Below are 26,675 nucleotides of genomic sequence, written 5' to 3' on the forward strand. Positions count from 1 at the left end.
CGATTTGGATCACACCCGCTGACAAGCGCGAGACAGAATTTTCCGTATCTGTGAGGTCATTGAAACAAATTGGATTGTTGGTGGAATAGTGCGCATCCCTCAACAGGCCGGGCAAAAGCTGTAGTCTTGCCCGGGTCGGGTGGTAGGCGACACTAGAAAGCTACCTCTGGCTTCTTGACGTTCTGAATAGAAGCAGGAACACGAAAACGGAACCAATTGAGGTGGTTACGATCCCGACGGGCAGTTCTTGCGGAGCCAGCAATAGGCGGCTGAGAATATCTGAACCTGTCAGCAGGGCCGCCCCGACAATCGCTGCTGTCGGCAAAAGATGCTGGTGCAACGGCCCTGCGATCCCACGGGCGATATGAGGGACCATCAGGCCTACGAACCCGATCACGCCTGCCACCGAGACAAACACGGCTGTTGCAAGGGCAGCGACAAAGAACATGCTGAACCGCAGTCCCTGCACGGGCACGCCCAGCGTTGCAGCTGTCAGGTCTCCGGTCAGCAATGCGTCTAGCCAGCGGGCACGATAGAGCGAGTAGGCCAGAATAAGCAGCAATCCGGCGCAGACCAGTGGGAATGTCTCCCATCGGGCCAGACCCAGACCGCCCAGCATCCAGAAGATCACCGAATGCGCGGCGCGGCTGTCGCCCGCGAAGATCAAATAGTTGGTGATGGCAGAGAACAAGAAGGACACGGCGAGACCGGCCAGTATCAGTTTCTCGGGCGCGCTGGTGCGCAACCCGTGAACCAGCGCCAGCACGATACCCGACGCTACAAGCCCTCCGCAGAATGCGGCCAGCGGTAAGGTCCAGAAACCCAGAATATCGCCGGTCACTGTGATGACGAACACGGCACCTGCCGCCGCGCCCGAGGACAGGCCAAACAAAAACGGGTCGGCCAAATCGTTGCGTGTGGTGGTTTGCAAAACCACACCGACAATGCCCAGACCAGCCCCGATCACGGCTGCGAACAAGGCGCGCGGCAGGCGCAGATCAAAGACGATCCGGTGCAGCGGTGACATCTCTCCTTCGCTCAGGCCCGTTCCCAGCAAGATCGCCGTGACCGTGTCCGCGACGGGGATGGATGTGGTGCCATAGATCGTGGATATCAGTAAGAGGGCGGCCAATACGGCCGCCCCCAGCACAAGTGTCAGGCCCAGTCGGCCCATATCAGTTGAGGCCTGGATGCATGGCCTGGGCCATTTTCGAAATCGCTTCGATATTTGCCGGTCCGGGGGTCAATTCCTCGTACCGCAAACCGATCCAGCGCTCGTTTTTCACGGCTTCGGTCTGCGACATCACCGGATGTTCCTGCAGAAATTTGAACGTGTCCGCAGCGCCATTGCCCGTTTGATAATCAAGCAGCACAAGGAATTCCGGGTTAGCAGCGGCAACCGCCTCCCACGAGGTTCGGCCCCAGCTTGTTTCCATGTCGTGGGTCACGTTTTCACCACCCGCGGCAGCAATCATAGCATCGGGGATGGCGAACTTACCTGCGGTGAATGGCGCGTCCGCCGGGCCGTCCAGCAAGAAAACGCGGGGTTTCGCCAGGTCGGCAGTCTGCGCTTCGATCGCTGAGAGTTCGTCTTTCCAGCCCGTGACCAGCGCCTCGGCCTTGTCTTCGACGTGCATGACCTGACCCAGGCGCAGGACGTCATTGAATAGCAGGTTCATGCTGGCTTCGGGGCGATCCTTGTCCAGATGCACACAGCTTTCGGTCAGGATCATGGTTTTGATACCAAAGGGCTCCAGCGTATCCGGGGTCACATCTCCGCCTGGTTTCATGCCGTAATACCAGCCAGCAAAAAACAGGTCGGGCTCCACGGCAACAAGGTTTTCGACAGTTGGGTATTTCGGTGCCAGTTCGGGGATATCACCGCGCAGGGTGTCGAATTCCGGGCTGGTTTTGTACCAGCCGGTGATGCCGGTCAGTCCGACGATTTTGTCCTGCAGGCCCAACGCGAAGGCCATATCGGTCATGTTCATGTCATGCACAACCAGACGCTCAGGCTGGGTTTCGAACACCAGCGGCGCTCCGCAGTTGTCGACGGTGACCTCGTGGGCGGACGCACCGCCTGCCATGGCTGTGACCAGCGTCACGGACCAGATGTGTTTCATTGGGGAATGTTCCTTGGTTTAGGTTGAGATTGTGGATTTACGGATATCCAGCGCTGGAATCACGCGGCCTTCGTGGTGAAAGCACAGGTATTCAACGCCAAAAGTATCGCGGACCCGCTCGGGGGTCAGCACTTCGGCCACGGGGCCAAATCCCGTGAGCCGCGTAGATTTCATCAGGGCCACGTGGGTGGCGAATTCCGGGATCATGACCAGATCATGGACAATCATCACAACCGTGATGCCCAGTTCGGCGACCAGAGACAGCATCCGACCCTTGGCATCCGGATCGAGATGGTTGGTCGGCTCATCCAGAAATAACAACGATGGGTTCTGTGCCAGAGCTCGGGCGATATGCGCGCGTTGACGTTCGCCCCCGGACAGTACCGCCATGCGCTTGTCTGCCAGCGCACCAAGGTCGGTCAGGTCAAGGATTCTGTTCAGTTCCCTGGCATGTTCAACTGCGGATCGGTCGGCCCAGATCGGAATCTGGCCCATGGCAACATAGTCCCGCAATAGCAACCTGCCATCCGGCTGCTCTTGCTGGCCCACAACCGCGATCATGCGGGCACGTTCCATAGCGGGCATATGTTTCAGGCTGCGTTCCTTGACCAATACATTGCCCAATACAATCTCAGCCGCCCCGCACAGAAGGTTCAAAAGCGTGGTTTTTCCCGCCCCATTCGGACCGGCAATTGCCAGTATCGCGCCCTCGGCCAATTCAAACGAGACGCCTTGCAGAAGAACGTCACCATTGAGCGCATAATATTCGAGATCACGCGCAACCAGAAAAGATGAGGTCGTCATGATGGCTCCTCCAATTGAATTCGAGGCAAACGAGAAAGGGTTTTTGTAAATAGTGGTTGCGGCCGGTCCGTCGCGTTGGTCCAACCGTCTGCGACGTTGCGGTACTGATGTGCGAATTCCGCCAACGCGTCGACATCTTCGGCAGTTTCAATATCGCCGAACAGGTACTGAGCTTTGCCAGCGGCCTGAAATCCGACGGTCGTTGGTCGCGCGCAGCCCGCCATGCAGGTAACGGTGCGCACTGCGAACCCGGTTGGCAACCTGCCGGTCAACGCATTGCGCACGGCATCAACAGGCAATGCCCCGGTGCAGGTCGAGCAGATCAGAAGGAAATGGTCAGGTGTTTCCGGCATTGTCCGCTCCGCTTGAAGCCAAGCGCGGACAGAAGGTGCCGATCATGTACACACGTTTCAGACGTGCCATCAAAGCCTCCTTCCAGGACGCCCCGCCCCGGGTTGGTTGAACATGTGATGGCAGGTCTCCTGACTTGCGGGTCGATGCTTGGCCAACCTTCCCGGCCTAATGGCCAGTGGATTTTGGCGTCGCTCACCGCTTACAGTTGCGGGGGCAGTCACGGATTTGGCGCCAAAGTGGCGAACCGCACCGTATTCCCTTTTCATCCCTTGGGCGGACCATCGGGAACCATCTGGCCCTTGCTTGTCTTAGACTGGGGGCCATGTCAATCACGATTTGAAACAACAACCTTTCGACCGGAACTCAAACGCTCACAGTTTCGAAATCTGTCTCATGTGTAGTGACTGCAAGAGCAGCCTCTAAAGCCGCAGGCGTTGCGACAGCAGGCTGTGATAGAAGTGGCATTTTTTGTCCTTCAGGTCTGGGAATTCAATTTGAACGCAGTCGATTGTCGGTCGCGCGCGAGCGTTCTAGCTTCGGCCCGACTGAGCGACATGAGCGTTTCTTCTGATGAAAGCCCCTTGGCCCGCGATTTTGACCAGATACGGCGCGCGGATACCGGGGACCATGGCAATGCCGCTTCTGACAACCACTGTCGCAACGGGGCTGGAAGGCCGTCAAACGCATCCATCGGATCGCTTGATCGCCGCTTGCGGCGTAAGCTGCATTGCCCGAGGTTACGTCTCATGCTTCGGTTTCCGGATTTTGCACTGGGTCCAAAACCAAGACGAGACGGGTTTCATTGGTACCTTCGATCGGAGGTGAGCGGTGCACCACCCCTGACGATGGTCGCTCGGGCCAGAGTGTTCCCCGAAGCAGGATCGGCGCGCCGGTCTGAACGGTGAACACTCGCTTGGGATCGCTTCCATCGGTCGAAGTGCCATATTGTGTTCCAGTGCCACGATAGGTGCAGACCAACCTGGCGGTGACCGCATCGGTATGGAATTTACGGCAAGCATTGGTAGTGACAACATCCAGCCGCAGCCGCAGGAACTTGGCGTTCATCAATTCACAGAAGATATCGGCCAGAGAAGAGATATCGTCCTGAAGCCACGCTTTTTCTGGGCCGTCAGCCAAGCCGGAGATATCGCAGAGTTGTCCCACGGTCGTTTGAATGGCGCTTGGCGGAAGAATGACGCGCCCACTTGGCAAAGCTTCGGGGTCAAGCCGGTCAAGCCAGCGTTGCATTTCCGGCGGGGTTCGCCGGCGCCAAATCATAGCGGCACAGCTTGGCTGTGCAAAAGTGCGGAGCGACGCTGGATCATCTGCGAAGCTCACACCGGTGACCTTGTCTTTCACGGGTTTTCTGACGAAGTTCATGCGGCATCCTCTACCCGGCGCCAAATCGGGAAGGGGTCAGGAAGGTCCGGCAAATTGTCGGGCCCTGCCGCCGTAACTGCTGGCATAAGGCAATTGTCCAATCGTGCCTTCAACCCCGGCCAGTCGATACTGGCACCGATGAAAACGATCTCTTGACGGCGGTCGCCCCACGGCTCTTGCCAGTGGGCCTGCATATAGGCGCGAGCGCTGTCATGTGTGGGGCGTAGCTCTTCGGGCACCGATGCCCACCAAGTGCCGAGTGGTTTGACGCTGGACAATGCACCGGCGAGTGAAAATTCAGCCACCCAGTCGGGGCGTGTTGAAATCCAAAAGTGGCCTTTGGCCCGGATCACCCCTGGCAGATCACCGTTGAGAACGTCTAAAATGCGTTCGGGAACGAACGGAAGTCGCGCCCGGTAAACGTATGACGCAACCCCGTATTCCTCAGTCTCAGGCACGTGGTCGGCAAATCCGTACAGTTCCTTTGCCCACATTGGGTGTTCATGGGCTTGCTCGAAGTCAAAGAGGCCAGTGTCCAGGATCTTTTCTGCGGCAACTTCCGAGTGGTTGGTCTCGATGATCTCGGCATCTGCATTCAGACTGCGGATGATCTTGCGGGCCGCATCAACTTTTTCCGGCCCTGCATCATCAACCTTGTTCAGAACCACGACATCAGAGAATTCTATTTGATCCGTAAGCAAGTGGACCAGCGTTCGCTCGTCTTCCTCACCCATCGTTTCGCCTCGGTCTCGCAGGAAATCGTGGGACGAGAAATCGTTCAGCAAGTTCACCGCATCGACAACCGTTACCATGGTGTCGAGCCGCGCCACGTCGGACAAGCTGTCGCCAGCTTCATCCCGGAAATCGAAAGTTGCTGCCACGGGCAAGGGTTCAGAAATGCCTGTGGACTCAATCAGCAGGTAGTCAAAACGTCCTTCCGCAGCGAGGCGCCGGACTTCCTCCAAAAGATCGTCCCGAAGGGTGCAACAGATGCAGCCATTCGACATTTCAACCAGAGTTTCATCCGTCCGGCTGAGTTCGGTATCGGCCCGCACCAGATCGGCGTCGATATTCACCTCGGACATATCATTGACAATAACCGCGACCTGACGCCCTTCGCGGTTGTTCAGGACACGGTTCAAAAGGGTGGTCTTACCCGCCCCTAAGAAGCCGGAAAGGACGGTGACAGGAAGTCGGGTATCTGACATGAGTTGCTCCAAATGGTGCCTTGAGAGTCACGTAACTTACGCAGTTACTAGACGAATGCAACAGTTATTGTTACGTGTGATATCTGCCTAGAGAAGAACGACAAATGAAGCGCAATAGCCGCCTATCCCTCGCCCTGCACACGCTCAGCCACATGGCCGGAGATCCGAATCGTAAGCGTACATCTGCGGATATCGCCGAGCATTCAGGGACGAACCCGGTGGTGGTACGCCGCGTCTTGGGACGGCTTCGTGACGCGGGTCTGTTAACTTCGGAAAAAGGCCACGCAGGAGGGTGGAGTCTGGCACGCGAACCAGACAGCATAACCCTCGCGGATGTGTATCTTGCGTTGGACGAAAGTCTGATCGCCTCTGGCAGCGAAGATCATGCCCCCAAATGTTCAGTGGAACATGCGTTGCACCGTCGCGTTTCGAGTATCATGAAGGAGATCGAGCAAAGCCTAGTCGACCGTCTTGGTGAGACGACCATCTCCGAAGTCAGAGGCAAGTAATACCTGATCAACTATCGCGGCAAGCTTCTATTTATTCTCACCACATCGTTTGACGCTATGGGTGCCATATTCCCGCTGTTTAAGGTTCGCACCAACTGGGGTGGTGATACGTCCTTTGGTAAGGCTTAGCTTTAACTTCAGGCTTGTTGGATCTGCCTCAGGACCATAAGACGGGTGGACCGCGTTTCTCACAGCCCACCGGGACCATGTTGCAAAGCCTTAGGAGTACACAATGAAATCAATATTGACGGCTGCGTCGATGACCTTGCTTTTGACAACTGCGCTATACGCCGAGGAAAAGGTCTATGTTTACAATTGGGCTGACTATATCGACGAGTCTCTGCTGCAAAAATTCACCACCGAAACGGGGGTCGAAGTCGTCTATGATAACTTCGATTCCAATGACTTGCTTGAAACCAAAATGCTTGCAGGCAAGTCTGGTTATGACGTCGTGTTTCCCTCGGGCACGTTTTTGCAACGTCAGATAGAAGCCGGCGTCTTCCAACCGCTCGACAAAGACCAGCTGCCCAACTCGGTTCACTTGTGGGATGCTATCGAGCAACGAACCGCGACGTTCGATCCAGAAAACAGCTACTCAGTGAACTATATGTGGGGATCGACGGGCATCGCTGTGAATGTCGAAAAAGTCCGCGAGGCGCTTGGTGACGATATTCCACTGGATACGATGGAGCTGCTGTTTAACCCTGAATACGTATCCAAGCTGTCCGATTGTGGCGTGAATTTTCTGGATGCTCCGTCCGAGCTTATCCCCGCCGCCCTGACCTATATCGGTGAGGATCCGAATACGCGCGATCTCGATGTTATTGCCAAAGCTGAACCGGTTCTTAACGCGGTTCGTCCTTATGTAAGAAAGTTTAACTCGACAGGCTATATCTCGGACCTTGCGACCGGTGAAGTGTGCGTTTCAATGGCCTGGTCAGGTGACGGCCTGCAAGCCCGAAGTCGGGCTGCCGAATCCGGAAACGGGATCGTAATTGAGTATAGCGCTTTCCGAGAAGGTTCGGGCATGTGGTTCGACCAGATAGCAATCCCTGCGGATGCCCCTCATCCGGAACTGGCCCATAAGTTTATCAACTTTCTGATGGAGCCAGAAAACGCGGCCGCAATTTCTAACTATGTTTGGTATGCAAACGGAAACCTTGCGTCGCAGGAGTTTCTGAACGAAGAGATTTTGAATGATCCGGGCCTCTATCCGTCTGAAGAAGGGATGAAGAACCTCTATATGAAGATGCCTTGGGACGCTGAGATGCAGCGTTTCGTGACGCGCATGTGGACTCGGGTTAAATCTGGTGTCTAGGTCGCCTTTGGGCGCGAAGCTATTCGTCTAAGAAGCACAGAACGACGGATACGTGCAAAATGTTGGGGCTGGGAAAAGTTCGCCTTGCCCCAATGCACTTTGCAGAAGGCCCCAGCCGGTGTCGTAGGTCGCAGTCTGAGCTTTTTTCACATTTGACCCCGGCTGACGACGCAATAAGACTTGGCTTTAAAACGGATACCAAGCTTAGAAAAGGGATCGCGACCAAACAGCGAAATTGGGGCCGGGAAAAGTCAGATGACGCCGAATGATGGCAGCGCGAGTACGTTAGAAAAAACCCTGTGCGCAATCGCCGCGGGTTTGGATCGGCAAGCAGAGACTTCGCCTGAATACCCAAATTCAAACCTTTCCAGCCCAGATTTCGGTTACCAGGTACGACAAAACCAGATTTGCGCAGTCGGTTGGTTGCTGTTTTTGTTTGGCGCAACACCGCGCAGAAGGTTGGGCCGACTTGTTCTGAAATCAATGCGGGATGTGGACCTTGCAAAACCCCCCCGTTGGAAACTGTCTCAGGCCATTGACGACGCAGCGGGCTCGTTGAACGACCAATACCCAAATGTAATGAACAAGGCGATTGTCGGCACCTCGGATGATAATGCCGATCGTATTGCGCAAAGAGTTCAAAGCCTTATTGGCTTGCGCGCATTCGACAGCGCACGCAAATTGTTGACGCAAAACAAGACCGATCTGCGTGAGAATTTTGAACCGCTTCGGAAACGTTTAATCAGGCATGAGACTGGGGACCCAATTTCGGAATGCGGTCACAGGCTGGCGAGCCGTCATAGCGAAGTGTCACCAAGAAAACTCGACTCTGAACAACCTTTGGAAACTGAGTGGCGAACAGCCAACCAGGAAATTGTGAATGCTCTCTTAGCCGAAGAAGAGGGGGACACTTCAGATATCGACGCGTTGCTTTGCGACGTTTCTAATGATCCCCAGCGCGCCCTGTCATTAGTTGTTTTTTTGAACGATGGTTTGGATGCCAGTTACAAATCCAAACTGATTACTTTCACATTGTCCCTGCCACCAATGGCGCGTTTCGTGATCTTTTCACACTGGCATTGGGTCGATGAAAAGCATCTGGTTAACGCGCTGGATGAGGCATTCTCAGACGGTCAAACCTACTATGTCGAAGCATCGCTTACTCGTGCGATGTCGGGTCGAATATCTCCACCTAAAAGGAACGCGGCAAAGAAGCGGTTGTTTGACAAGCTGTTACGCCTTGCTAGGGGTTGGTCGTCGTTTGGAAATGATCCATTGATTGAGGTGGCGAAAACTCAGGGTGTGCGCGTGGTTGGTCCAGAATCAATGCCCGCCGCGTTTCCAGCTGATCAAGACTACGCAACCTCGTCGAGAGGGGTGGCATACGGCGTCGATTCTGCGCTTACCGATCGGGCGAAATCCTGGCTGGAAAACAATTCTGAAAACGCAAACGGGATCGTAGTGTTCTCGCCTCATTCTCAGAACCTGACCTTTGCTTCCAGACGTTTGCAAGTCGCGCTGGCGGGAATGGGAAAGCCGGTACAAACACTTGTCGAGGTTGCACCCGAAGTTGGCGACCCTGCTGAACCCTCGGACTTTCTGACCGCCGCGCGTCGCGAAGGCTACGACATCACCTTGTCGGGTCGGCGGGTGACAAAACGCAATTCCTACTCCAACCGATACCTGGACCATTTGCGGGCGGGCGCGGTGCTTCAAATATACTTCGACGGAGAAAGAGCCCCCGGCAAACGGTTGTTGGTACCGTGGCTTTTACGCCCCGGCAAACTGCCCGGATTTCCTGCGCAACTTGCGATTTCCAGCGGTGCGGATGTCTGCTTTGCTGCGACATGGGTTGACGAGGATGGCGTGCCGGTCATTGACCTCGTCCCACTCAAACTGCCGCCTCGTTCGGGTTCAAATCTGGTTCAGCGGTTGTGGCTTACCCAGCAACTGGCGCGCGCTTGCCGAAGCTTTGTTTTGACACAGAAAATGCCGGTTCAGCGGCATTTGATCGCCGCTTACGGTGGAGCAAAGCCAAGGCGCAAACTGGTTGACCTGGAAACCTGGGCGCGCAGCGACACGGTGCGCCTAAGTAAGTTGTGCTGGCTATCCAATCATAACCCGGATCATATCGCCATTCGAACAGCGTCTGGGTCTGTCACCTACGGGGTTTTGGCAAGCCTTTGTTTGCGCATGGCCAACATGTTGCTGCATTTTCAAGATACTGCCCCCTATCACTCGGACCCTGGGCGTAAATTTGGGGACCAGCACCGGATTTTGTGCCTGCTACCGGCCAGCCCTGCGGCAATTGTGACGCAACTGGCCTCAACGGCAACCGGAAGTCTGCTTTGCGTGGGTCTGCCAGAGGACTCAGACGAACAGCTTGTTGATCGCCTGAAAGCGTTTGACCCTGATTTGGTTCTTGTCACGTTTTCACTTTGGAGCCGTTTGATTGCCGCAAACCCAGAGCTTGAGGATGTGAATGCTGTGATCATCGGCGACGATTGCGACGCAGCTGCTCTGGACTTTCTTCTAGAGAGTTTTGCCGAAGCGCCGGCTTTGCCACCCCTTGATCTCCGGTGTCCCGCCTATGTTGTTTACACGTCTGGCAGCTCGGGCGAGCCCAAAGGCGTTGTTCTGGCTGCGGGCATGGCCTCGCGGATGCGGGTGTTCGATTATGATCAGCTGCAAACCTTGCTGACGGTTGTGCGTTGGGACACAGCAACCGCGCTGGAAACACTGCCCGCATTTGTAAGGGGCCACACGATTGTTCTGCCCCCAACCACCGGATTTTCTGATCTGAAACAGCTTTGTGATCTGATGGTTGCGACGTCCACCACAGCTTTGTCCGCACCGTGCAGCGTATTGCACGGTATGTTGCAAAACCCCAGTTTCTCACCCGAGTTTCTGCCCGGATTGACCGTCTTTTACCCTTGGGGGGAACCGAGTCGCGCGCGTCTCATTCGGGATATTGTGAAGCGTTTTCCCAAAGCTGAACTAAACGCGACCTACGGCGCTTCGGAGTTTATTGAAGTTTCACATGGAAAGCTTCCCGCCGAAGATTTCTCCAAGTATCAGGGATCTCCGGGTGGAATGTTCTTGGCTGGTGCAACGGCAGTCAATGCAGACGGTCACGACTTGCAACCCGGCGAAATTGGCCGGGTCAAGGCCGTTGGCTATGACCGAACCCTGGGTAATTTCAAGAATTTGCAGGCAGGTGAGCCGGTTTTTGATCCACTCAAGGATCCCATTCTTCTTGATGATTGGGTGACCATTCTGCCTGACGGGAGTTTGGATGTATTGGGAAGAGTGGACGATGTGGTTAACATCCGGGGGCGTAGACTGTCGCTGAATGCCGTTACCGAAATCGCAGAAAACGTAGGAGGGGTCGAGCGGGCCTTTGTCACCGTCGCGCAAATTCGCGAGGCAGATGCGGTTGCCATTGCCATTGAAACCAAACGCAAGGATGTCGACATTCTGGAAAAGGAATTGCGGCAGGCCATTACCGAAAACTTCTTTCCCGCCGCCGCGCCTTTGAGATTTGTACACACAGAGGAACTGCCGCGACTTCCCAGTGGAAAATTGGATCGTAAACGTCTTCGATTAATATTGGAAAATGGGGGGGCAGACACATCTGGTTTGCCAACGCGGCAACCGAAGGCAGCTACTTTGCCTGAGTCACCTCTGTCCCCAATGCTTGAGGTGTTGCGAAATTTCGCAGATCACGAGGGGTTGGTCCCGCGCGCAGGTTTTGATCCCGACAACACACACCCGTTTCTCGATTCCATCCTTAGCCTGATACTCATGCTGAGCATTGAAGAGAAGTTTGGCAATATCCCACCCGCAAACGTCTTTGATCGCCAGGAAACAGCGACCTGGCGCGAGCTTGCAGAAGCTCTTGAACCGAAAGCCTGTGTTAACTCGCGGTCTGAGAACTGATGTTCCTGGGGTCGGACTTTATTGACGCAGCGACTGAAACAGTTTGAGTGTCAAAAGCCTGCCAGTTTTTTTGCCGGCTTCCAGGAATTCCTTGGACCAGCTATAAAAAAGTCTCTGCGCGATGCCCTCACGACCGCACAGCTCTGCAATGCTGTCCTCGCCTTTTAGGCCGTCCAGCACGATCCTGATCTTCTCTTCTGCGGAGTACTGTTTGCGGGTCGCACGGCGAATGCCCTTTACGACCTTCTCACCGTGGCTCTGCTTGGTTCCGGGTTTCTTTCTAATCTCCACTCCTTGGCGGTTACGATGAGCCAGAAACCCTCTCTTATCAAATCGACCTAAACTGTCCCATTGGTGCTGACGTCAGACACGATGTATTTCTTCTCGGTCTTTGTCATCGTTCACTATGCAGCCAAAAAAGACGGCATCGTTGGTGAGAAATCTTCGGAAAGAGCCTGGGAAATTCTCAAGACCGAATGGTTCTACATCCTGCCGCTGGCAACGATCACCGTCTTTATGTTGGCCGGTTACTCGCCAGGGTATTCTGCAATCCTTGGGATCGTCGCATGTATCGTTGTTAGCTGGTTTAACAAAGATAGCCGGATTGATCTTCACGGCTTTGTCGAAGCGTCCAGATACGGCGTGGAATCCAGCCTGAAGATTGGTGCAACGGTTGGGGTCATCAGCATCATCATCGGTGTGCTGACCTATAGTGGTCTGGTCCTGACCTTTGCGGACATTGTGATTGAGCTGGCGGACGGCAAGTTGTTCCTCACCATTGATCTAATCGCGCTGGCGTCGCTGGTACTGGGAATGGGTGTGCCAGTGACGGCGGCCTATCTGATTACAGCTGTTGTTGCGCGGTGCCTGCCTTGACACATCTGGGTGTCAATCCAATTGCCGCTCATATGATCGTCTATTGGCTGTCGCAGGATTCCAACATCACACCACCAGTCTGCATCGCGGCCTTTGCCGGGGCCACCATCGCCAAGGCCAATATGTGGGAAACGGCGTTCTCTGCATTGAAGTTCGCAAAGTTCCTGTATCTTGGACCGTTCCTGTTTGGCTATGTGCCTGCGTTCTCTCTGTATGGTTCATCCCCGGATATCGCCATCACATTTGTGCATATTATCATTGGTACTTGGGCTTATTCCTGGTTCCTGAGCGGGATTTGGTTGTCCTGGTTCACCGGCAAGCGCGAAGGTGCATCCACGGATCGCGTGTGATAGGCTAACGCAGTTGAAGAAATGTCGGGCAGCGTTTCAATCAAGAAGCGCTGCCCGAGCGTATTTTGAAACAAACGATGAGCGCTTCTGTCGGGCTGTACAGTCAGAAGTGGCCGTGGCGATTGGGTGAAAAACGAAATGGCTCAGAATATCACAAAGGGCGTAAGTACTCTCTTGGAAGAGGCCAACAAGATTGTAAAAACGCTGTCCGTGGCCGAGGCAAAATCGTTGTATGATAACCCGGATTACGTTTTTGTGGATTTGCGCGACATTCGAGAGTTGCAGAGGAATGGTCAAATTCCGGGCGCGTTCTCATGCCCGCGTGGCATGCTTGAATTTTGGATTGATCCCAAAAGTCCGTACCACAAACCGGTTTTCAACCAAGAAAAAATCTATGTCTTTTATTGCGCAAGTGCGTGGCGTTCTGCGCTAAGCGCGAAAGCGGCGCAAGAAATGGGTTTGACTCCAGTATTTCATCTGGAAGGCGGCTTCAGCCAGTGGGTTAAGGAAGACGGCCCGGTTGTTAGCAAGGAATGAACGATCTGGCGCATAAATAGGATCGTTATCTGACACCCCTGCACAACAGATCGCATTTTCCTTAGGCAAAGGTGGGGTCAAAAATGTGCGGCTCATCCCTATGATCTGTAAACGCTACGAGGGTTTTTGATCCGACAGCAGTCGGCGTTTTTCAGCCATTGCTTCCCTGCGACTGCGTTCGATCCCCAGCCTAAAGGACTCCTCGACGAAATCGATGTGGTCGGTTGCGGCCTTTTCTGCACGTTCCTCTTCACCGTCGATTACGGCCCGGCCAAGCTCCATATGTTGATCCAGCAGCTTCTTGCCGGTGCCATCAATCGTCTTTAGAAAGTCGCGATTGTAAAATACGCCCTTGCGCGTGAGTTCGTAGATTGAAGCCATGATATGGATCAGAGTTGCGTTCTGGCTGGCGTCGACGATTGCAGAGTGCAGCGCAAAATCTGCCTCTTGAGAGGCTTTGGTGTCGTTTTCACGCCAGGCGCGATCATTTTCGACCAAAATCTCGGCAATCCTTTCTTGATCTGCTTTTGTCGCGCGGCGTGCTGCAAGGCGGGCGGCAAAGCCCTCCTGTTCGCGCCGATATTCCAGATAATCGAAAAAGGCGGGCTCATGTCTCTCATAAAGTGCCAGCAGTGCAGGCATCATGGCCTGTCCTGTCAGAGCCGCGACAAAAGTTCCTTCACCATGTTGCGTCGTGACCAAGCCGCGCTCTTCCAGAACGGACAGAGCCTCGCGCAGTTTCGGGCGCGAGACGCGCAGCATCTCTGCGAGGTCTCGTTCCGAAGGCAGTTTGCGGCCCTGTTTCAGGATGCCCGAGGCGATCAAATCCTCGATCTGAGACACAACAGCCTCGGCCAGTGATTCGTGTCCAACCGGTTCAAATATTGCTGTGGGGCTCATGGCGCTGTGCCTCTGTTCGATGTCTTAAGAAAAGATCACTGGTAAATAAATATAACCATAATTTGGTAAAACTCAAGCAGTGAGATTTGGAAGATAACCGCATAACAGGTGCCTGTTTTTGAACATAATTTACGTGATTTTCTCTTCTTATATGCGAATGACGTATGTGGCTGAGGTGACTGCGTCTCGACGTTGGTTCAATTCCATTGGTAAATAAAATTGTTGACTGGTTTTTATTGGTAAAGTTAATTTACCACCGGAATGGTGCGGGAGAGACCTGCGCCGCTGATCGGGACAATGTTCCGACCTACCCTGGAGGAGAATTCATGAAGAAGACCCTTACGAGCCTCGCCGTAGCCGCCAGCCTTCTGGCCGCACCTGCGGTTGCCGCGGACAAGCTGCTGCTGAAAACACCAATTGCTTTTTCGACCGAGCTGCCGGGCCTGGGTTCACCGATCCCACGCGTTGCGGAACAGTTGGAGGTGATGTCTGGCGGTACGCTGAAGATGAAAGTGTACGAGCCGGGCAAACTGGTTCCGCCGTTTGAAATTCTTGACGCTGTGTCTACCGGCAAGATCAATTCAGGCTACACTACGGCCGGATATTGGGCGGGTAAAATCCCTGCCGCGCCGCTGTTCTCAGCCGTTCCTTTCGGCCCCGAGGCGGGCGAATACATGGCTTGGCTGTATTATGGCAACGGCCTGACTCTTTACCAAGAGATGTATGATCAGGCGGGTTTCAACGTCAAAGTTCTGCCCTGCGCGATCATTGCGCCTGAAACTTCGGGCTGGTTCGCATCCGAGATCAATTCACCCGAAGACCTGAACGGCCTGAAGATGCGTTTCTTTGGTCTGGGCGGCAAAGTGATGCAGAAACTGGGCGTGGCGACCTCGCTGCTGCCGGGTGGTGAGATCTTCCCCGCGCTGGAAAAAGGGGCCATCGACGCAACCGAGTTTTCGATGCCCGCCATCGATGCGCGTCTGGGCTTCCATAAGCTGGTAAAATACAACTATTTCCCCGGCTGGCATCAGCAGGCAACTGTGTTTGAACTGTTGATCAACAAAGATGTCTGGAACGAAACCAGCGACCAGCACAAAGCCATCATCGAAAGCGCCTGTAAAGCTTCGATGGCGGACAGCTTTGCCGAAGGCGAAGCCATCCAACACGCTGCGCTGATCGACAACATTGAAAACAACGGTGTCACCATCAAACAGTGGTCGCCTGAGATGCTGGATACCTTCCGCGCAACTTGGGATGAGGTTGCTGCTGAAGAAGCTGCTAACGACGCCTTCTTCGCACAGGTACTGGCCGACATGAACGAGTTCCGCGACGGCTATGACCTCTGGAAAACGAATGCGTTCCTCCCTCGTCAGTAATCTCCCTTGCTGACGCAACCGGGGCGGCGGTATCCGTCGCTCCGGTTCTTATTTCCTGATTTTCGGAATTTCTATCCTTTCACTGCCCGCGCGTCGGGCTGCTGAGCGAGGTATGACCATGACCACACAGAACAACCTTACCGATCCGGTCGAAGCCTACGAAGGCATCCTGGAACACCCCGAAACCGACCGTCAGAAGATCGCGGTCGCGATAGACGCAAGCGTCAAGGCTGTCGGCCATGTGGTCATGTGGGCAAATGTCCTGCTGATGGGGGCAATTTTCACCCAGGTTGCTCTGCGGTACTTGCTCAGCCAGAACTACCCCAAGCTGGACGAGATCCAGTGGCATTTCTACGGCATCGTCACGATGATCGGCATCTCTTATGCCTTGATCACCGACAGTCACGTGCGGGTCGATGTTCTGCACATGCAACTGTCACGCCGGGCTCAGCGGGTCATCGAGGTGATCGGTATTCTTACCCTGCTGACCCCGTTCATCTATCTTATGATCGATCAGGGGTACGACTATTTCTATGAAAGCTTCCGGGTCAACGAACGCTCGGACAGCCCAACCGGCCTGCCTGCCCGCTGGGCTTTCAAGGCAGTGATCCCGATCAGCTTTGTTCTTCTAGCGCTGGCGGCGCTGGCGCGACTGATCCACGATGGGCACGCGCTTTTGTATGGACCGGCCTCAGAGCGCGAAGGGGCATCTTTGCGTCGTATCCTGCTGGTTCTGGCCGTGTTTGCGGCGGTCTGTGTCGGTCTGACCTTCCTTGTTGAGACGACCGAAGAGAAGCTGGTCATTGCAATGTTCCTGACCTTCATCGCGCTGCTGTTCACCGGCTATCCGGTGGCATGGGTTCTGGCCGGTGTAGGCGTCGCCTATTGCGGTCTGGCCTATCTTTTCGACAACGATCTGATGCTGTGGACCGGGTTGGAGAGTACGTTCACAGGGCTCGACTATCTGACCCTTGGTGCGGTTGTGAACCGGGTCTATGCGACGATGTCCAATGCGGTTCTGGTGGCCCTGCCGATGTTTATTTTCATGGGTCTGATGCTGGACGAATCCGGTGTTGCGGAACGCCTGATGTCCTCGATGCAACGCCTGTTTGGTACAGTGCGCGGGGGGTTGGCCATCACCGTTACCCTGATCGGTATAATTTTGGCGGCCTCGACCGGCATCATCGGTGCGTCCGTTGTGTTGTTGGGAGTGCTGTCGCTGCCGTCGATGATGCAACAGAAATATCAGCCGACGCTTGCGGCGGGCGTGGTCTCGGCATCCGGTACGCTGGGTATTCTGATCCCGCCCTCGATCATGCTGGTGATCATGGCCGACCAGATGGCGTTGTCAGTGGGCGACCTATTCATGGCCGCGGTTTTCCCGGGTGTAATAATCGGTGGCCTGTACCTGACCTACATCTTCATACTCGCACTGGTGAACCGTGACGCGGCCCCTGTGCCCGAAGGTGCGAAGGCCCCCGACTGGGCTGCGGTCAAGGACGTTCTGATCGCCGTCATCCCGACGCTGATCCTAATCCTTGTAGTGCTGGGTTCCATATTCGCGGGCTTGACCACACCGACCGAGGCATCAGGTATCGGTGCGTTGGGGGCGACGCTGTTGGCACTGGGCTATCGCAAGCTTACCTTCCACAAATTGTGGAACGTGCTGGTGTCGACCTTCAACACCACGGCCTACATCTTTGCCATTTTTCTGGGTGCGACCGTCTTCTCGTATGTCCTGCGCGAACTGGGCGGTGACGAGTTGATTGAACATGTGGTGCAATCCACCGGGTTCAGCGCAAACGGTACCATCCTCTTTATCCTGTTCATCGTCTTCCTGCTGGGTTTCGTGCTCGACTGGATCGAGATCACGCTGATTGTCCTGCCCCTGATGCGCCCCATCGTGAACGGCCTTGGTATCGACATCCCGGGCTTTGGCGTTTTGGACGAACCCGCGCTGGTGTGGTTCGTGATCCTGGTCGCGGTGACGCTGCAAACCAGCTTCCTGACACCGCCCGTGGGTTTCGCGCTGTTCTATCTGAAAGGCGTCTGCCCGCCCGAGATCAAGTTGATGCATATCTACAAAGGCATCATTCCCTTTGTGCTGCTGCAGCTTACCGGTCTGGCGCTGGTCTTCTTATGGCCGACCCTTGCCACCTGGTTGCCTTCGGTCGCCTATTAAGGAGTTCTCGTGATGCGTCTGAGCCAATGCCACAACTTTCATGACTTTCGGCGACTGGCCAAAAAGCGGCTGCCGGGACCCATCTTCAACTATATCGATGGCGGTGCGGATGACGAGGTGACGTATCGCGAGAATACAAACGCGTTTGACCGCTGCGATCTGCTGCCCTCGGTTTTGCGCGGGGTGTCGGATGTGGATATGTCCGTCACGGTGATGGGGCAAAAGCTGGACATGCCCATCTATTGTTCGCCCACCGCCTTGCAGCGCCTGTTCCACCATCAGGGTGAGCGGGCGGTCGCGGCGGCAGCCGAGAAGTACGGCACCATGTTCGGCGTGTCCTCGCTGGGCACCGTGTCGCTGGAAGAACTGCGAAAGAAACACAAGAACCCGCAGATTTATCAATTCTATTTCCACAAGGATCGCAGTCTGAATTCGGCCATGATGCAACGCGCCAAAGAGGCCGGTGTCGAGGTTATGATGCTGACCGTCGACAGCATCACCGGCGGCAATCGCGAGCGTGACCTGCGCACCGGCTTTTCGATCCCGTTCCGGCTGACACTGGGGGGTATGATCCAGTTCGCAATTAAACCGATGTGGGGGATCAACTATGTGACCCACGAGAAATTTCGCCTGCCGCAGTTAGAGGAACATGTGGACATGGGTGGAGGTGCTAGTTCGATAGGAGGCTATTTCACCGACATGCTGGATCCGTCGATGACCTGGGACGACGTCGCTCAGATGGTGCGGGATTGGGACGGCCAATTCTGCCTGAAAGGGATCATGACCGTTGAAGACGCTCGTCGCGCGGCCGAGATCGGATGCACCGGGATTATCCTGTCAAACCATGGCGGCCGTCAGTTGGACGGCTCGCGCACGCCATTCGATCAACTGGCCGAAATTGTCGATGCCGTCGGTGACAAGCTGGACGTGATGATGGACAGCGGTATCCAACGCGGAACCCATGTGTTGAAGGCACTATCGCTAGGCGCCAAGGCCGTTGGGGTAGGGCGCCACTATTTGTATCCGCTTGCCGCCGCGGGGCAAGCAGGGGTCGAACGCGCTTTGGGATTGATGCGGGCCGAGATCGAACGCGATATGAAACTGATGGGTGTGACCCGTATCGACCAGTTGAACCGCAATAACATCCGGTTCAGGGACACTGCGCCCACTTTGAATGTGCAAAGGGACGCAGCATGACCAATGAGGACCTGATCGAAACTTTCCGTGTCATCGTCGGCTCTCGCAATGTCCTGACCGACAAACGCGCGACTGAACGGTTTTGCCGCGGCTTTCGCTCGGGTGAGGGCGAGGCATTGTGTGTCATCCGACCCGGTACGCTTTTGGAACAGTGGAGGGTGCTGCAAGTCTGCGTCGCGGCGGATAAAATCGTCATCATGCAAGCGGCCAACACCGGCCTGACCGAGGGCTCGACCCCGTCCGGCCACTATGACCGAGATGTGGTCCTGATAAACACCCGCCGGATGGATACCCTGGTCCCATTGAATGACGGCGCGCAGATTGTCAGCTTTCCGGGTGCCACACTTTTCGCATTGGAAAAACTGCTGGCTCCGCTGGGGCGCGAGCCGCATTCGGTAATTGGGTCGTCCTGTATCGGGGCGTCGATTGTTGGTGGTGTCTGCAACAACTCGGGCGGTTCACTGGTCGAACGCGGCCCGGTCTACACCGAGCTTTCGGTCTATGCCCGGATCACCGAACAGGGTGATCTGGAGTTGGTCAATCATCTGGGCATTGATTTGGGCGAGACGCCCGAAGAAATTCTGACCAATCTGGACGCCGGAAAATTCGACCGGACACCAGAGCCAACAAACAAACGTGCTTCGGCCAGTGATTATGCGCAAATCGTGCGAGATGTGGATGCTGAAACGCCGGCGCGGTTCAACGCCGACAAGGGGAAACTGTTCGAATCCGCTGGGTCTGCTGGAAAGTTGGCCGTATTCGTGGTGCGCCTTGATACCTTTCCCAAGAATGACGCTGAGAAGGTGTTTTACATCGGCGCCAACTATCCCGGTGATCTGGCCGCCCTACGCCGCCACATTCTGTCCGAGTTTAGAGTCTTGCCGGTGTCTGCGGAATACATGCACCGCGATGTGTTCGATATCACCGCGCGCTATGGCAAGGACACGGTGGTGATGATCGATAAGCTGGGCACTGACCGCCTGCCGATGTTTTTTGCCATAAAAGGAGCCGTGGATGCGTGGCTGCGCCGGGTCCCGTTCCTGCGCAATTTTACCGACCGCTTCATGCAAATGGCAGTGGCGCTGTGGCCGCGTGTTTTACCAAAGCGGATGCTGGGTTTCCGTGACCGATTTGAACATCACCTGATCCTCAAAATGAAGGATGCCGGGATAGAAGAAGCGGCCAATTGGTTGCCCGGCTTTCTGGAAGATCGCGACGCCGATTTCTTTGAATGCACCATGCGAGAAGCCAAGATCGCGGGGCTTCACCGTTTTGCCGCCGCGGGGGCGGCCGTGCGCTACATGGCCATCCACGCGGATGAGGTTGAGGACATTATCGCCTTGGACGTCGCCCTGCGTCGCAATGATCAGGATTGGCTGGAAAACCTACCGCCCGAAATCAATGATCAGCTTGTCCACAAGCTCTATTACGGGCATTTCATGTGCCACGTGATGCATCAGGACTATGTGGTTCGAAAAGGGGTGGATCCTAAACCACTGAAGGCGGCGATGCTCAAATTGTTTGACGAACGGGGCGCGGAGTATCCGGCCGAACACAATGTGGGCCACTTATATGCCGCAAAACCCGATCTGGCGGCACATTACAAATGCTGCGATCCGACCAATTCCTTCAACCCTGGAATTGGAAAGATGTCCAAAGCGCGAAGCTATGCCGGGCCCACACCCGAATAGCGGACATTGATTGATGCGCCCTCTGCCGCAGACCCAACATTGTTGGGCAGCCTTCTGGTGATACGGGTGTAGGGGATTTTTTCCAGGTCGCAGAGAAAGGTACCTGGTGAAGAAACCGCAAAAACCTCCTCTGCAATAGGTTCGAAATCTGCCCGGAAATGGGCTGTACTCTTCACGCAAATCACGGAATAACTCTTTGGGTTTAAACCGATATGCGTGAAATGTGCGCGATCCAGACATTGGTTGCGTATGCTTGTGACGACAAGATCAATCTCGGCCTTGTACCCAACCAATCGAAGGGCCGCCGTCTTGCCGAGCGTGGCAACGCCACCACCATACATTTCACCGCTATAGCGACATGTGCCGTCACCCAATGCCAGAACTTCAAATTCTGCCGTGACCGGAACGTGGCCCGCCAAGTTGGATTTCGCACCAATTGCCAGTTTGGCCAATGCACCTTCACCCGCCGCATGGGCTTGTTCTGCGCTTACCGGATCATTGAATAGGCCCATCAAAACGCTTGTGGCTTCACCCTCAATCAGGGCTGCCAGTAACCCAGTGGTGTCAGACGTCCCTCCTGCACCGGCGTTGTCCTGAACATCAGCCAAAACAACCGGCTTTTCCCGTCTTTGGCGGCCTGTCAAAACAGCCTCTTCCAGAGAAAGCATGGAGCAATCAAGGTGTGCTTCCTTGGTCAAAAACAAGTCGACGATCTCTTCAACGGCAGCGGCCGCTTCCTTCGCCGTGGCTGCGTAGGCAACGCAGGACGGGCCGGTGTCGGGAAAATCCGCCGCCGTAAAACCAAGCGCGATTTCTGCCAGTACATCCTGCTGCTCGAATCTTGCTGGCAATTGATAGACTTCGTCGAATGGCGCAGAACCGGTATATTGTGCATGCAGCGGAATGAGATACGGCACCGCTTGAAACGCTTTGCACAGTGGTTCACTTGCCAGCAATCGCTGTAGTACAGGAACACACCTTGCCCCTGTTTCTGCCATATCCAAATGAGGGTAGGTGCGAAAGATCGACAGGTAATCTGCGTGTTCAACCATCTGAGCAGAGATGTTGGCATGCAGGTCCAAACTTGCAACCACTGGAATTACGGGGCCTACGAGATTGCGGACGCGACGCAAAACCTCTCCTTCACCGTCAGCCAAGCTTTCGGTGACCATCGCACCGTGCAGATCAAGATACACGCCGTCAATCCGACCCGCAGCGCGGATTCCATCCAATAACATCCCGCAAATCGTTTCGAATGCGTGATCGGTTACATGAGCGGACGGCTCTGCCGAACACCACATTATCGGCACAGCTTCAAACCCTGCTGCTGCAGCAGCTTCTGCAAAACCTGCGGCGGGTAGGTTCATGCCAGCCGTTTCCGAGATAACCTGCACACCGTGCAGCATACTAGGCCAGGAATCCGCCATCTCAAACTCGGCCAGACCAGCCTTTGTCACACCATAGCAATTGGTTTCATGCTGAAACCCCGCGATCGCGATACGCTTGGCCGTCATTATGTATGCTCGACTTCTTGTTCGGTGGGCAGTGCTGAAAATACAATTTGACCGTTGCGAATTGTTTCCAGCACCCGTGTGTCTTTCAGGTGATCCGGGGCGTGCAGAGGGTTGCGCGAAAGAATGGTGAAATCAGCGACCTTACCCGGCTCGATAGACCCGCGCTGATCCTCTTTGAAGACTTGCCAAGCCGCGTCGATAGTTTGTGCGCGTAAGGCCGACAGAGCGCTGATCTTTTGATCCTCGCCAAGCACACGGCCCGAAGCGGTTTTGCGATTTACCGCGCAATGGGCCAAGTGGATCGGCCGTGTTGGCGTGACCGAGGCGTCATTGTGGATCGTGTATCGCACGCCGAACTTTTCCGCTGACGCCGCAGGGGAAATCCGTTCAGACCGCTCGGGCCCCAGGAAGGTGTCAAAGTGGCGATCCCCCCAAAAATACACATGAGCGGGAAAGAAGCTGACGGTCAGGTCAAGCAGGGCCATACGCCTTAGCTGATCATCCCGCAGGGCCTGACCATGGATAATGGTATGGCGATGATCTGCGCGGGGGTGCGCCTGCAGGGCTTTATCAACCGCATCAATGAACATCTCGGCGCCGGCATCGCCATTGCAGTGGCAATGAATTTGCAGACCTTTTTCATGAAGCTTGCGAACGTCAGCATCCAGCTGTTTTTGCGAGGTGTAAACCATTCCGCATGGATGATCCGAATCTATCGGTCGATAATAGGGGGCCGACAGATAGGCGGTCTGCAACTGAAACGCCCCATCCGTGAACAGCTTGCGCGGACCAAGAGTGAAATGTGGATTGCCGGGCCAATACGCGCCGATCCAATGCGTGCTTAGTTCGGGCTCCAGGCTTCCGATGGGTAAAAGCTCAATGTCTATTCCCGGGTCCTGATCTGCGGGCAAACTGGCAAAGTGATCCAGCATGGCTTGCGACGTCCAAGCATTCTGCGCATAGGTCACGCCGTGGGCCAGGTATTCGTCACGACAAGCATCAAAGCCCTGCCAGAATCTTTCTCGGTTAATAAGGAAATCCGTGTCGCCCATCTCACCCATGGCAGATAGCCCTTCGATCAAACCTGTTAGGGCGCCGGTATCAGGATCACGACCAAAGCGGCCACCTTCCGGGTCTGGTGTTTGACGGTTTATCCCGCGCCTCTCGAGTGCAACAGAATTTGCCGCCCCGTTGTGACCCGACGCATGGATAATCCAGATGGGATGGCGTAGTGATACGTCGTCCAACTCGGCCCGTGTGGGCATTCGGCCTTCTAGAATGGACGTATTGTCGAACGACACCCCCATGACCCATTCACCCTCGGGCGTTGCGTCGGCTTTCTCTCGAAGTCTGTCCAGCGCTTGAGCCATTTGTGTGCAATCCCCCAATGGGGGCGGGGACAGGTCAACACGGAACAGTCGGATAAACCCCGGATCCGGGAAATGTCCGTGTGGGTCGATAAACGCAGGCATCAGAGTGCGCCCTTGCAGGTTATGCTCTTGGACATCAGAAGGCATGCGCGCGCGCAGGTCAGCCTCGGCCCCCACTGCCTGAATTCTGCTTCCTTCGGTCAGAACAGCCTCTGGTGAAGAGTTCTGCGCGTCCATCGTCACGATAGTGCCGTTATAATAGAGTGTGCCTGGCATTGGATTTCCTACTACGACAGCGGGGCCAGACAACGCAGGCCGTGGCCTTCGCCCACTTCCCATTCTGGTGTCTGGGTGCAGATATCCTTGGCAAAAGGACAGCGCTCGCGGAATTCGCACCCGGAAGGGCGCTTGAGCAGGCTCGGGGGTTCACCTTTAAGGGCGATCCGTTCCAATCGCGCATCCGGGTCGGGCTCTGGGTTCGCACTTAAAAGACAGCGCGTATAGGGATGGCGCGGGTCGTTGAAAATCGTCTCGGTTGTGCCTTCTTCGACCAATCGGCCCAGATACATGATGCCCATCCTGTCAGCCACGTGGCGCACGACGCTGAGGTTATGGGTGATGATCACCATCGCCAGGCCAAGCCTTTCGCGCAGGTCATTGAGCAGGTTCAGCAATTCGCCCTGCACCGACACATCGAGGCCTGCGGTTGGTTCATCCGCCAGGATCAGCTTGGGCTCCAGCGCCAACGCACGGGCCACGCCGACACGCCGTGCCTGACCGCCAGACAGCTGATAGGGGTAACGATCTGCAAAATGCGTGGGCAGGTTGACCATTTCCAGCAGGCGCTTGGCCTCGGCATCCAGATCGCGGTCTTTCATGCCCTGAATGCGATAGGGTTCTGTGATCAGGCTGCGGATCGTCAAGCGTGGCGAGAGGCTTCCGACTGGGTCCTGAAACATCATTGCCATGTCTTTGCGAAGCGGACGCATGACTTTTTCCGGCGCCCCTCGAATTTCCTGACCTTCGAATGTGACCGAACCATCCTGCGCCGGGGCAAGTCCCGCAATGGCGCGAATAACTGTTGTTTTGCCAGAGCCACTTTCACCAACCAGCGCGTAGGTCTCACCGGGTTCTACGGTAAAGCTGACGCCCGCCAGAACATTGACCGGTCCATAGCTGGTTTTAAGGTCCACGACGTTCAGCAAGCTCATGTTGTGGCCTCCTCATGGTTCAGCCAGCAAGCAGCGTGATGGCCCTTTTTTAGTTGATCCAAAGGGGGCACCTCACTCGCACAACGCGCCATTGCTTGATCGCAACGATCTCTGAAAATGCAGCCACCTGGCAGGTTGGCCAGATCGGGCACTTCGCCGGGGATGGTCGGCAATACGCGGGCGCGCTCTTTGATGTGGCCGGGGTCACATTCGATCAGACGGCGTGTGTAGGGGTGTTTGGGATTGTGAAAAATCTCACGCACGTCGCCACTTTCGACAACGGCTCCGGCATACATCACCACCACCCGGTCGCAGAGTTCTGCAATCACGCCCAAATGGTGCGAGATAAACAGGATGGCACAGTGAAACTCGCGCTGCAGTTCTTGCAGACGCTCAATGATCTGCACCTCAAGCGTTGCATCCAGTGCCGTAGTCGGCTCATCCGCGATCAAAAGATCAGGTTCGGACATCAACGCCATCGCAATCGCGATCCGCTGACGCATCCCGCCTGAGAATTCATGAGGATACTGTTTCAATCGCGCTTCGGGATCGGGAATACCAACGGCGCTAAGCATCTTGGCTGCATGGGCCAGTTTGTCCGCTTTGGACTTCTTGGATCGGTGCTGAATGTCCAGCATCTGCTGCCCAATGGTCAGAACCGGGTTATGGGTTTGCATCGGGTCCTGAAAGACAATCGAAATATCCGCCCCGCGCAGGTCGCGCATATGTCGCTCCGACGCCTGCAACAGGTCTTGCCCCTTGAACCTGATCTCTCCTTCACGAAACCGCGTATTGGGTGCGGTCAACCGCAGGATCGATGAGATCAAGGTGGATTTGCCACAACCGGATTCCCCGACTATGCCAACGATTTCACCTTTGTTGACGTCGAAGGTTATGTCCCTCAGGGCCTTCAGGTCACCGCGTCCTGTTTCGTAATCGACGCTGAGGTGTTCGATTTCCAGAAGTGTATCGGTCATCGCTGTTTCCTCAGCTTCGGGTCAACCACATCGCGCAGGCTTTCACCCAGGAACGTGAACCCAAGTGTTGCCAGAATGATCGGCAGGCCCCCGCCCACAACCAGCCACGGGGTTTGGCGGATAAGCGAATAACCGTCCTTGAGCAAAGCGCCCCAGCTGGGGGTCGGAGGTTTCACGCCCAGACCCAGAAAGGACAGGCCAGCCTCAAGCGCGATGACTGTGGGGATGTCCATGGCCGCAAGTACCGCCAGAACGCCAATGATGTTGGGCAGCATATGCACGCCCAAGATGCGCGCCATGCTGGCCCCCATCGAGCGTTCGGCCAGTATGAACTCGGAGTTGCGCAGCGTCAGCGTCTGGGTTCGCGCCACCCGCCCATAGGTCGGGATCGATGTCGCCATGACCACGAACACCACGGTCTGAAGGCTCGGCCCGACGAGGGCCACAACAGCAAGCGCGAACATCACGGTCGGAAAGGAGCGAATGGTATCGAAAAACAGCATCAGAAGATTGTCGAGCCATTTCGGCCCGTACCCTGCAATCATACCCAGCGTCAGGCCAATCGCCATGGCACCAAACACAGCAGGCAAAGCCACCTTGAGCGCGACTTGGCCTCCGGCAATCACACGCGAAAACGTATCGCGACCCAGCTGGTCGGTCCCCAGCAAGTGCGCGGCGGACGGTCCTTGCATGCGGGATTTGATATCCATCGCAATCGGGTCATAGGGCACGATCCAGGCCGCAAATATCGCGCAGAACACGATGATGCCGACGATGATCAAGCCCATTAGCCCAAGCGGGTCACGGGCGACGCCGACTATGATCTGGCCCAGTTCAGAACGAGATTTTTCCATAACTC

General features: G+C 55.5%; 23 protein-coding genes, 1 pseudogene and 1 riboswitch. Of the genes and pseudogenes, 10 read left to right on the forward strand and 14 right to left on the reverse strand.

Annotated features, from left to right (window positions below):
• Positions 1-160 precede the first annotated feature (160 nt).
• The 7 genes from AB1A64_RS15595 to AB1A64_RS15625 form a co-directional block, all read right to left on the reverse strand.
• Complete coding sequence (locus AB1A64_RS15595) at positions 161-1,174, reverse strand: iron ABC transporter permease (RefSeq protein ID WP_366552243.1); 1,014 nt, start codon at positions 1,172-1,174, stop codon at positions 161-163.
• A 1-nt stretch (position 1,175) separates the two neighbouring features.
• Positions 1,176-2,123, reverse strand: coding sequence for an ABC transporter substrate-binding protein (locus AB1A64_RS15600; protein ID WP_366552244.1), 948 nt, complete (start codon positions 2,121-2,123; stop codon positions 1,176-1,178).
• An 18-nt stretch (positions 2,124-2,141) separates the two neighbouring features.
• Complete coding sequence (locus AB1A64_RS15605; RefSeq protein ID WP_366552245.1) at positions 2,142-2,927, reverse strand: ABC transporter ATP-binding protein; 786 nt, start codon at positions 2,925-2,927, stop codon at positions 2,142-2,144.
• The gene (locus AB1A64_RS15610; RefSeq protein ID WP_366552246.1) at positions 2,924-3,280 is read right to left on the reverse strand and encodes a DUF1636 domain-containing protein; all 357 of its coding nucleotides are present in this window, start codon (positions 3,278-3,280) and stop codon (positions 2,924-2,926) included. The genes AB1A64_RS15605 and AB1A64_RS15610 overlap by 4 nt, the downstream gene beginning before the upstream one ends.
• A gap of 101 nt (positions 3,281-3,381) precedes the next feature.
• A riboswitch (cobalamin riboswitch) is annotated at positions 3,382-3,589 on the reverse strand.
• Positions 3,590-3,756: 167 nt separating this feature from the next.
• Entirely contained in the window at positions 3,757-4,029 is a 273-nt protein-coding gene (locus tag AB1A64_RS15615) for a DUF6525 family protein (protein WP_366552247.1), read from the reverse strand.
• A complete protein-coding gene (locus AB1A64_RS15620; RefSeq protein ID WP_366552248.1) occupies positions 4,026-4,640 on the reverse strand; it encodes a DUF1826 domain-containing protein in 615 nt (204 codons plus the stop codon). Before AB1A64_RS15620 ends, AB1A64_RS15615 begins: the two co-directional genes overlap by 4 nt.
• Before the next feature lie 17 nt (positions 4,641-4,657).
• Positions 4,658-5,869, reverse strand: coding sequence for a GTP-binding protein (locus AB1A64_RS15625; RefSeq protein WP_366552249.1), 1,212 nt, complete (start codon positions 5,867-5,869; stop codon positions 4,658-4,660).
• 104 nt (positions 5,870-5,973) lie between these two features.
• Between AB1A64_RS15625 and AB1A64_RS15630 the strand changes: the two genes are divergently transcribed.
• From AB1A64_RS15630 to AB1A64_RS15640, 3 genes are all read left to right on the forward strand, one after another.
• The gene (locus AB1A64_RS15630) at positions 5,974-6,378 is read left to right on the forward strand and encodes an Rrf2 family transcriptional regulator (protein WP_366552250.1); all 405 of its coding nucleotides are present in this window, start codon (positions 5,974-5,976) and stop codon (positions 6,376-6,378) included.
• Positions 6,379-6,637: 259 nt separating this feature from the next.
• Positions 6,638-7,696, forward strand: coding sequence for a polyamine ABC transporter substrate-binding protein (locus AB1A64_RS15635; RefSeq protein ID WP_366552307.1), 1,059 nt, complete (start codon positions 6,638-6,640; stop codon positions 7,694-7,696).
• Positions 7,697-8,572: 876 nt separating this feature from the next.
• Positions 8,573-11,635: an AMP-binding protein gene (locus tag AB1A64_RS15640; protein WP_366552251.1), complete on the forward strand. Its 3,063-nt coding sequence runs from the start codon at positions 8,573-8,575 to the stop codon at positions 11,633-11,635.
• A 66-nt stretch (positions 11,636-11,701) separates the two neighbouring features.
• On the opposite strand, the pseudogene AB1A64_RS15645 reads toward AB1A64_RS15640, so the two are convergent.
• Positions 11,702-11,920 (reverse strand): annotated as a pseudogene (locus AB1A64_RS15645) (transposase); the annotation flags it as partial.
• A 69-nt stretch (positions 11,921-11,989) separates the two neighbouring features.
• Between AB1A64_RS15645 and AB1A64_RS15650 the strand changes: the two are divergent.
• The 3 genes from AB1A64_RS15650 (at position 11,990) to AB1A64_RS15660 (ending at position 13,398) form a co-directional block, all read left to right on the forward strand.
• Entirely contained in the window at positions 11,990-12,511 is a 522-nt protein-coding gene (locus AB1A64_RS15650; protein WP_366552252.1) for a TRAP transporter large permease subunit, read from the forward strand.
• Positions 12,508-12,861, forward strand: coding sequence for a TRAP transporter large permease subunit (locus tag AB1A64_RS15655; RefSeq protein WP_366552253.1), 354 nt, complete (start codon positions 12,508-12,510; stop codon positions 12,859-12,861). Before AB1A64_RS15650 ends, AB1A64_RS15655 begins: the two co-directional genes overlap by 4 nt.
• A gap of 138 nt (positions 12,862-12,999) precedes the next feature.
• Positions 13,000-13,398 carry a rhodanese-like domain-containing protein gene (locus AB1A64_RS15660; RefSeq protein ID WP_366552254.1) on the forward strand — a complete coding sequence of 133 codons (399 nt, stop codon included), beginning with the start codon at positions 13,000-13,002 and terminating at the stop codon, positions 13,396-13,398.
• Positions 13,399-13,512: 114 nt separating this feature from the next.
• On the opposite strand, the gene AB1A64_RS15665 is transcribed toward AB1A64_RS15660, so the two are convergent.
• Positions 13,513-14,298, reverse strand: a complete 786-nt coding sequence (locus AB1A64_RS15665; protein ID WP_366552255.1) for a FadR/GntR family transcriptional regulator — start codon at positions 14,296-14,298, stop codon at positions 13,513-13,515.
• Positions 14,299-14,624: 326 nt separating this feature from the next.
• On the opposite strand from AB1A64_RS15665, the gene AB1A64_RS15670 reads away from it, so the two are divergent.
• The 4 genes from AB1A64_RS15670 to dld all read left to right on the forward strand — a co-directional run bounded on the left by AB1A64_RS15670 (position 14,625) and on the right by dld (position 20,744).
• Positions 14,625-15,674, forward strand: coding sequence for a TRAP transporter substrate-binding protein (locus AB1A64_RS15670; RefSeq protein WP_366552256.1), 1,050 nt, complete (start codon positions 14,625-14,627; stop codon positions 15,672-15,674).
• A gap of 112 nt (positions 15,675-15,786) precedes the next feature.
• Positions 15,787-17,856 (forward strand): TRAP transporter large permease subunit, encoded by a 2,070-nt coding sequence (locus AB1A64_RS15675; protein WP_366552257.1) that lies wholly within the window; start codon positions 15,787-15,789, stop codon positions 17,854-17,856.
• A gap of 12 nt (positions 17,857-17,868) precedes the next feature.
• Positions 17,869-19,053, forward strand: coding sequence for an alpha-hydroxy acid oxidase (locus AB1A64_RS15680; protein WP_366552258.1), 1,185 nt, complete (start codon positions 17,869-17,871; stop codon positions 19,051-19,053).
• Positions 19,050-20,744: a D-lactate dehydrogenase gene (gene dld, locus AB1A64_RS15685; protein ID WP_366552259.1), complete on the forward strand. Its 1,695-nt coding sequence runs from the start codon at positions 19,050-19,052 to the stop codon at positions 20,742-20,744. Before AB1A64_RS15680 ends, dld begins: the two co-directional genes overlap by 4 nt.
• On the opposite strand, the gene AB1A64_RS15690 is transcribed toward dld, so the two are convergent.
• Genes AB1A64_RS15690 through AB1A64_RS15710 form a run of 5 tightly spaced genes read right to left on the reverse strand, consistent with a single transcriptional unit; the run spans position 20,720 to position 26,670 of the window.
• On the reverse strand, positions 20,720-22,258 hold the full coding sequence (locus AB1A64_RS15690) for a M81 family metallopeptidase (RefSeq protein WP_366552260.1): 1,539 nt from the start codon (positions 22,256-22,258) through the stop codon (positions 20,720-20,722). The two genes, dld and AB1A64_RS15690, sit on opposite strands and share 25 nt — an antisense overlap.
• On the reverse strand, positions 22,258-23,904 hold the full coding sequence (locus AB1A64_RS15695; RefSeq protein ID WP_366552261.1) for an amidohydrolase: 1,647 nt from the start codon (positions 23,902-23,904) through the stop codon (positions 22,258-22,260). The genes AB1A64_RS15690 and AB1A64_RS15695 overlap by 1 nt, the downstream gene beginning before the upstream one ends.
• Before the next feature lie 11 nt (positions 23,905-23,915).
• Complete coding sequence (locus tag AB1A64_RS15700; RefSeq protein WP_170362623.1) at positions 23,916-24,839, reverse strand: ABC transporter ATP-binding protein; 924 nt, start codon at positions 24,837-24,839, stop codon at positions 23,916-23,918.
• Complete coding sequence (locus AB1A64_RS15705) at positions 24,836-25,816, reverse strand: ABC transporter ATP-binding protein (RefSeq protein ID WP_366552262.1); 981 nt, start codon at positions 25,814-25,816, stop codon at positions 24,836-24,838. Before AB1A64_RS15705 ends, AB1A64_RS15700 begins: the two co-directional genes overlap by 4 nt.
• Complete coding sequence (locus tag AB1A64_RS15710; RefSeq protein ID WP_170362625.1) at positions 25,813-26,670, reverse strand: ABC transporter permease; 858 nt, start codon at positions 26,668-26,670, stop codon at positions 25,813-25,815. Before AB1A64_RS15710 ends, AB1A64_RS15705 begins: the two co-directional genes overlap by 4 nt.
• Positions 26,671-26,675: the final 5 nt, after the last annotated feature.

The sequence above is a fragment of the Ruegeria sp. ANG10 genome (genome assembly GCF_040705255.1).
Lineage (GTDB): Bacteria > Pseudomonadota > Alphaproteobacteria > Rhodobacterales > Rhodobacteraceae > Ruegeria.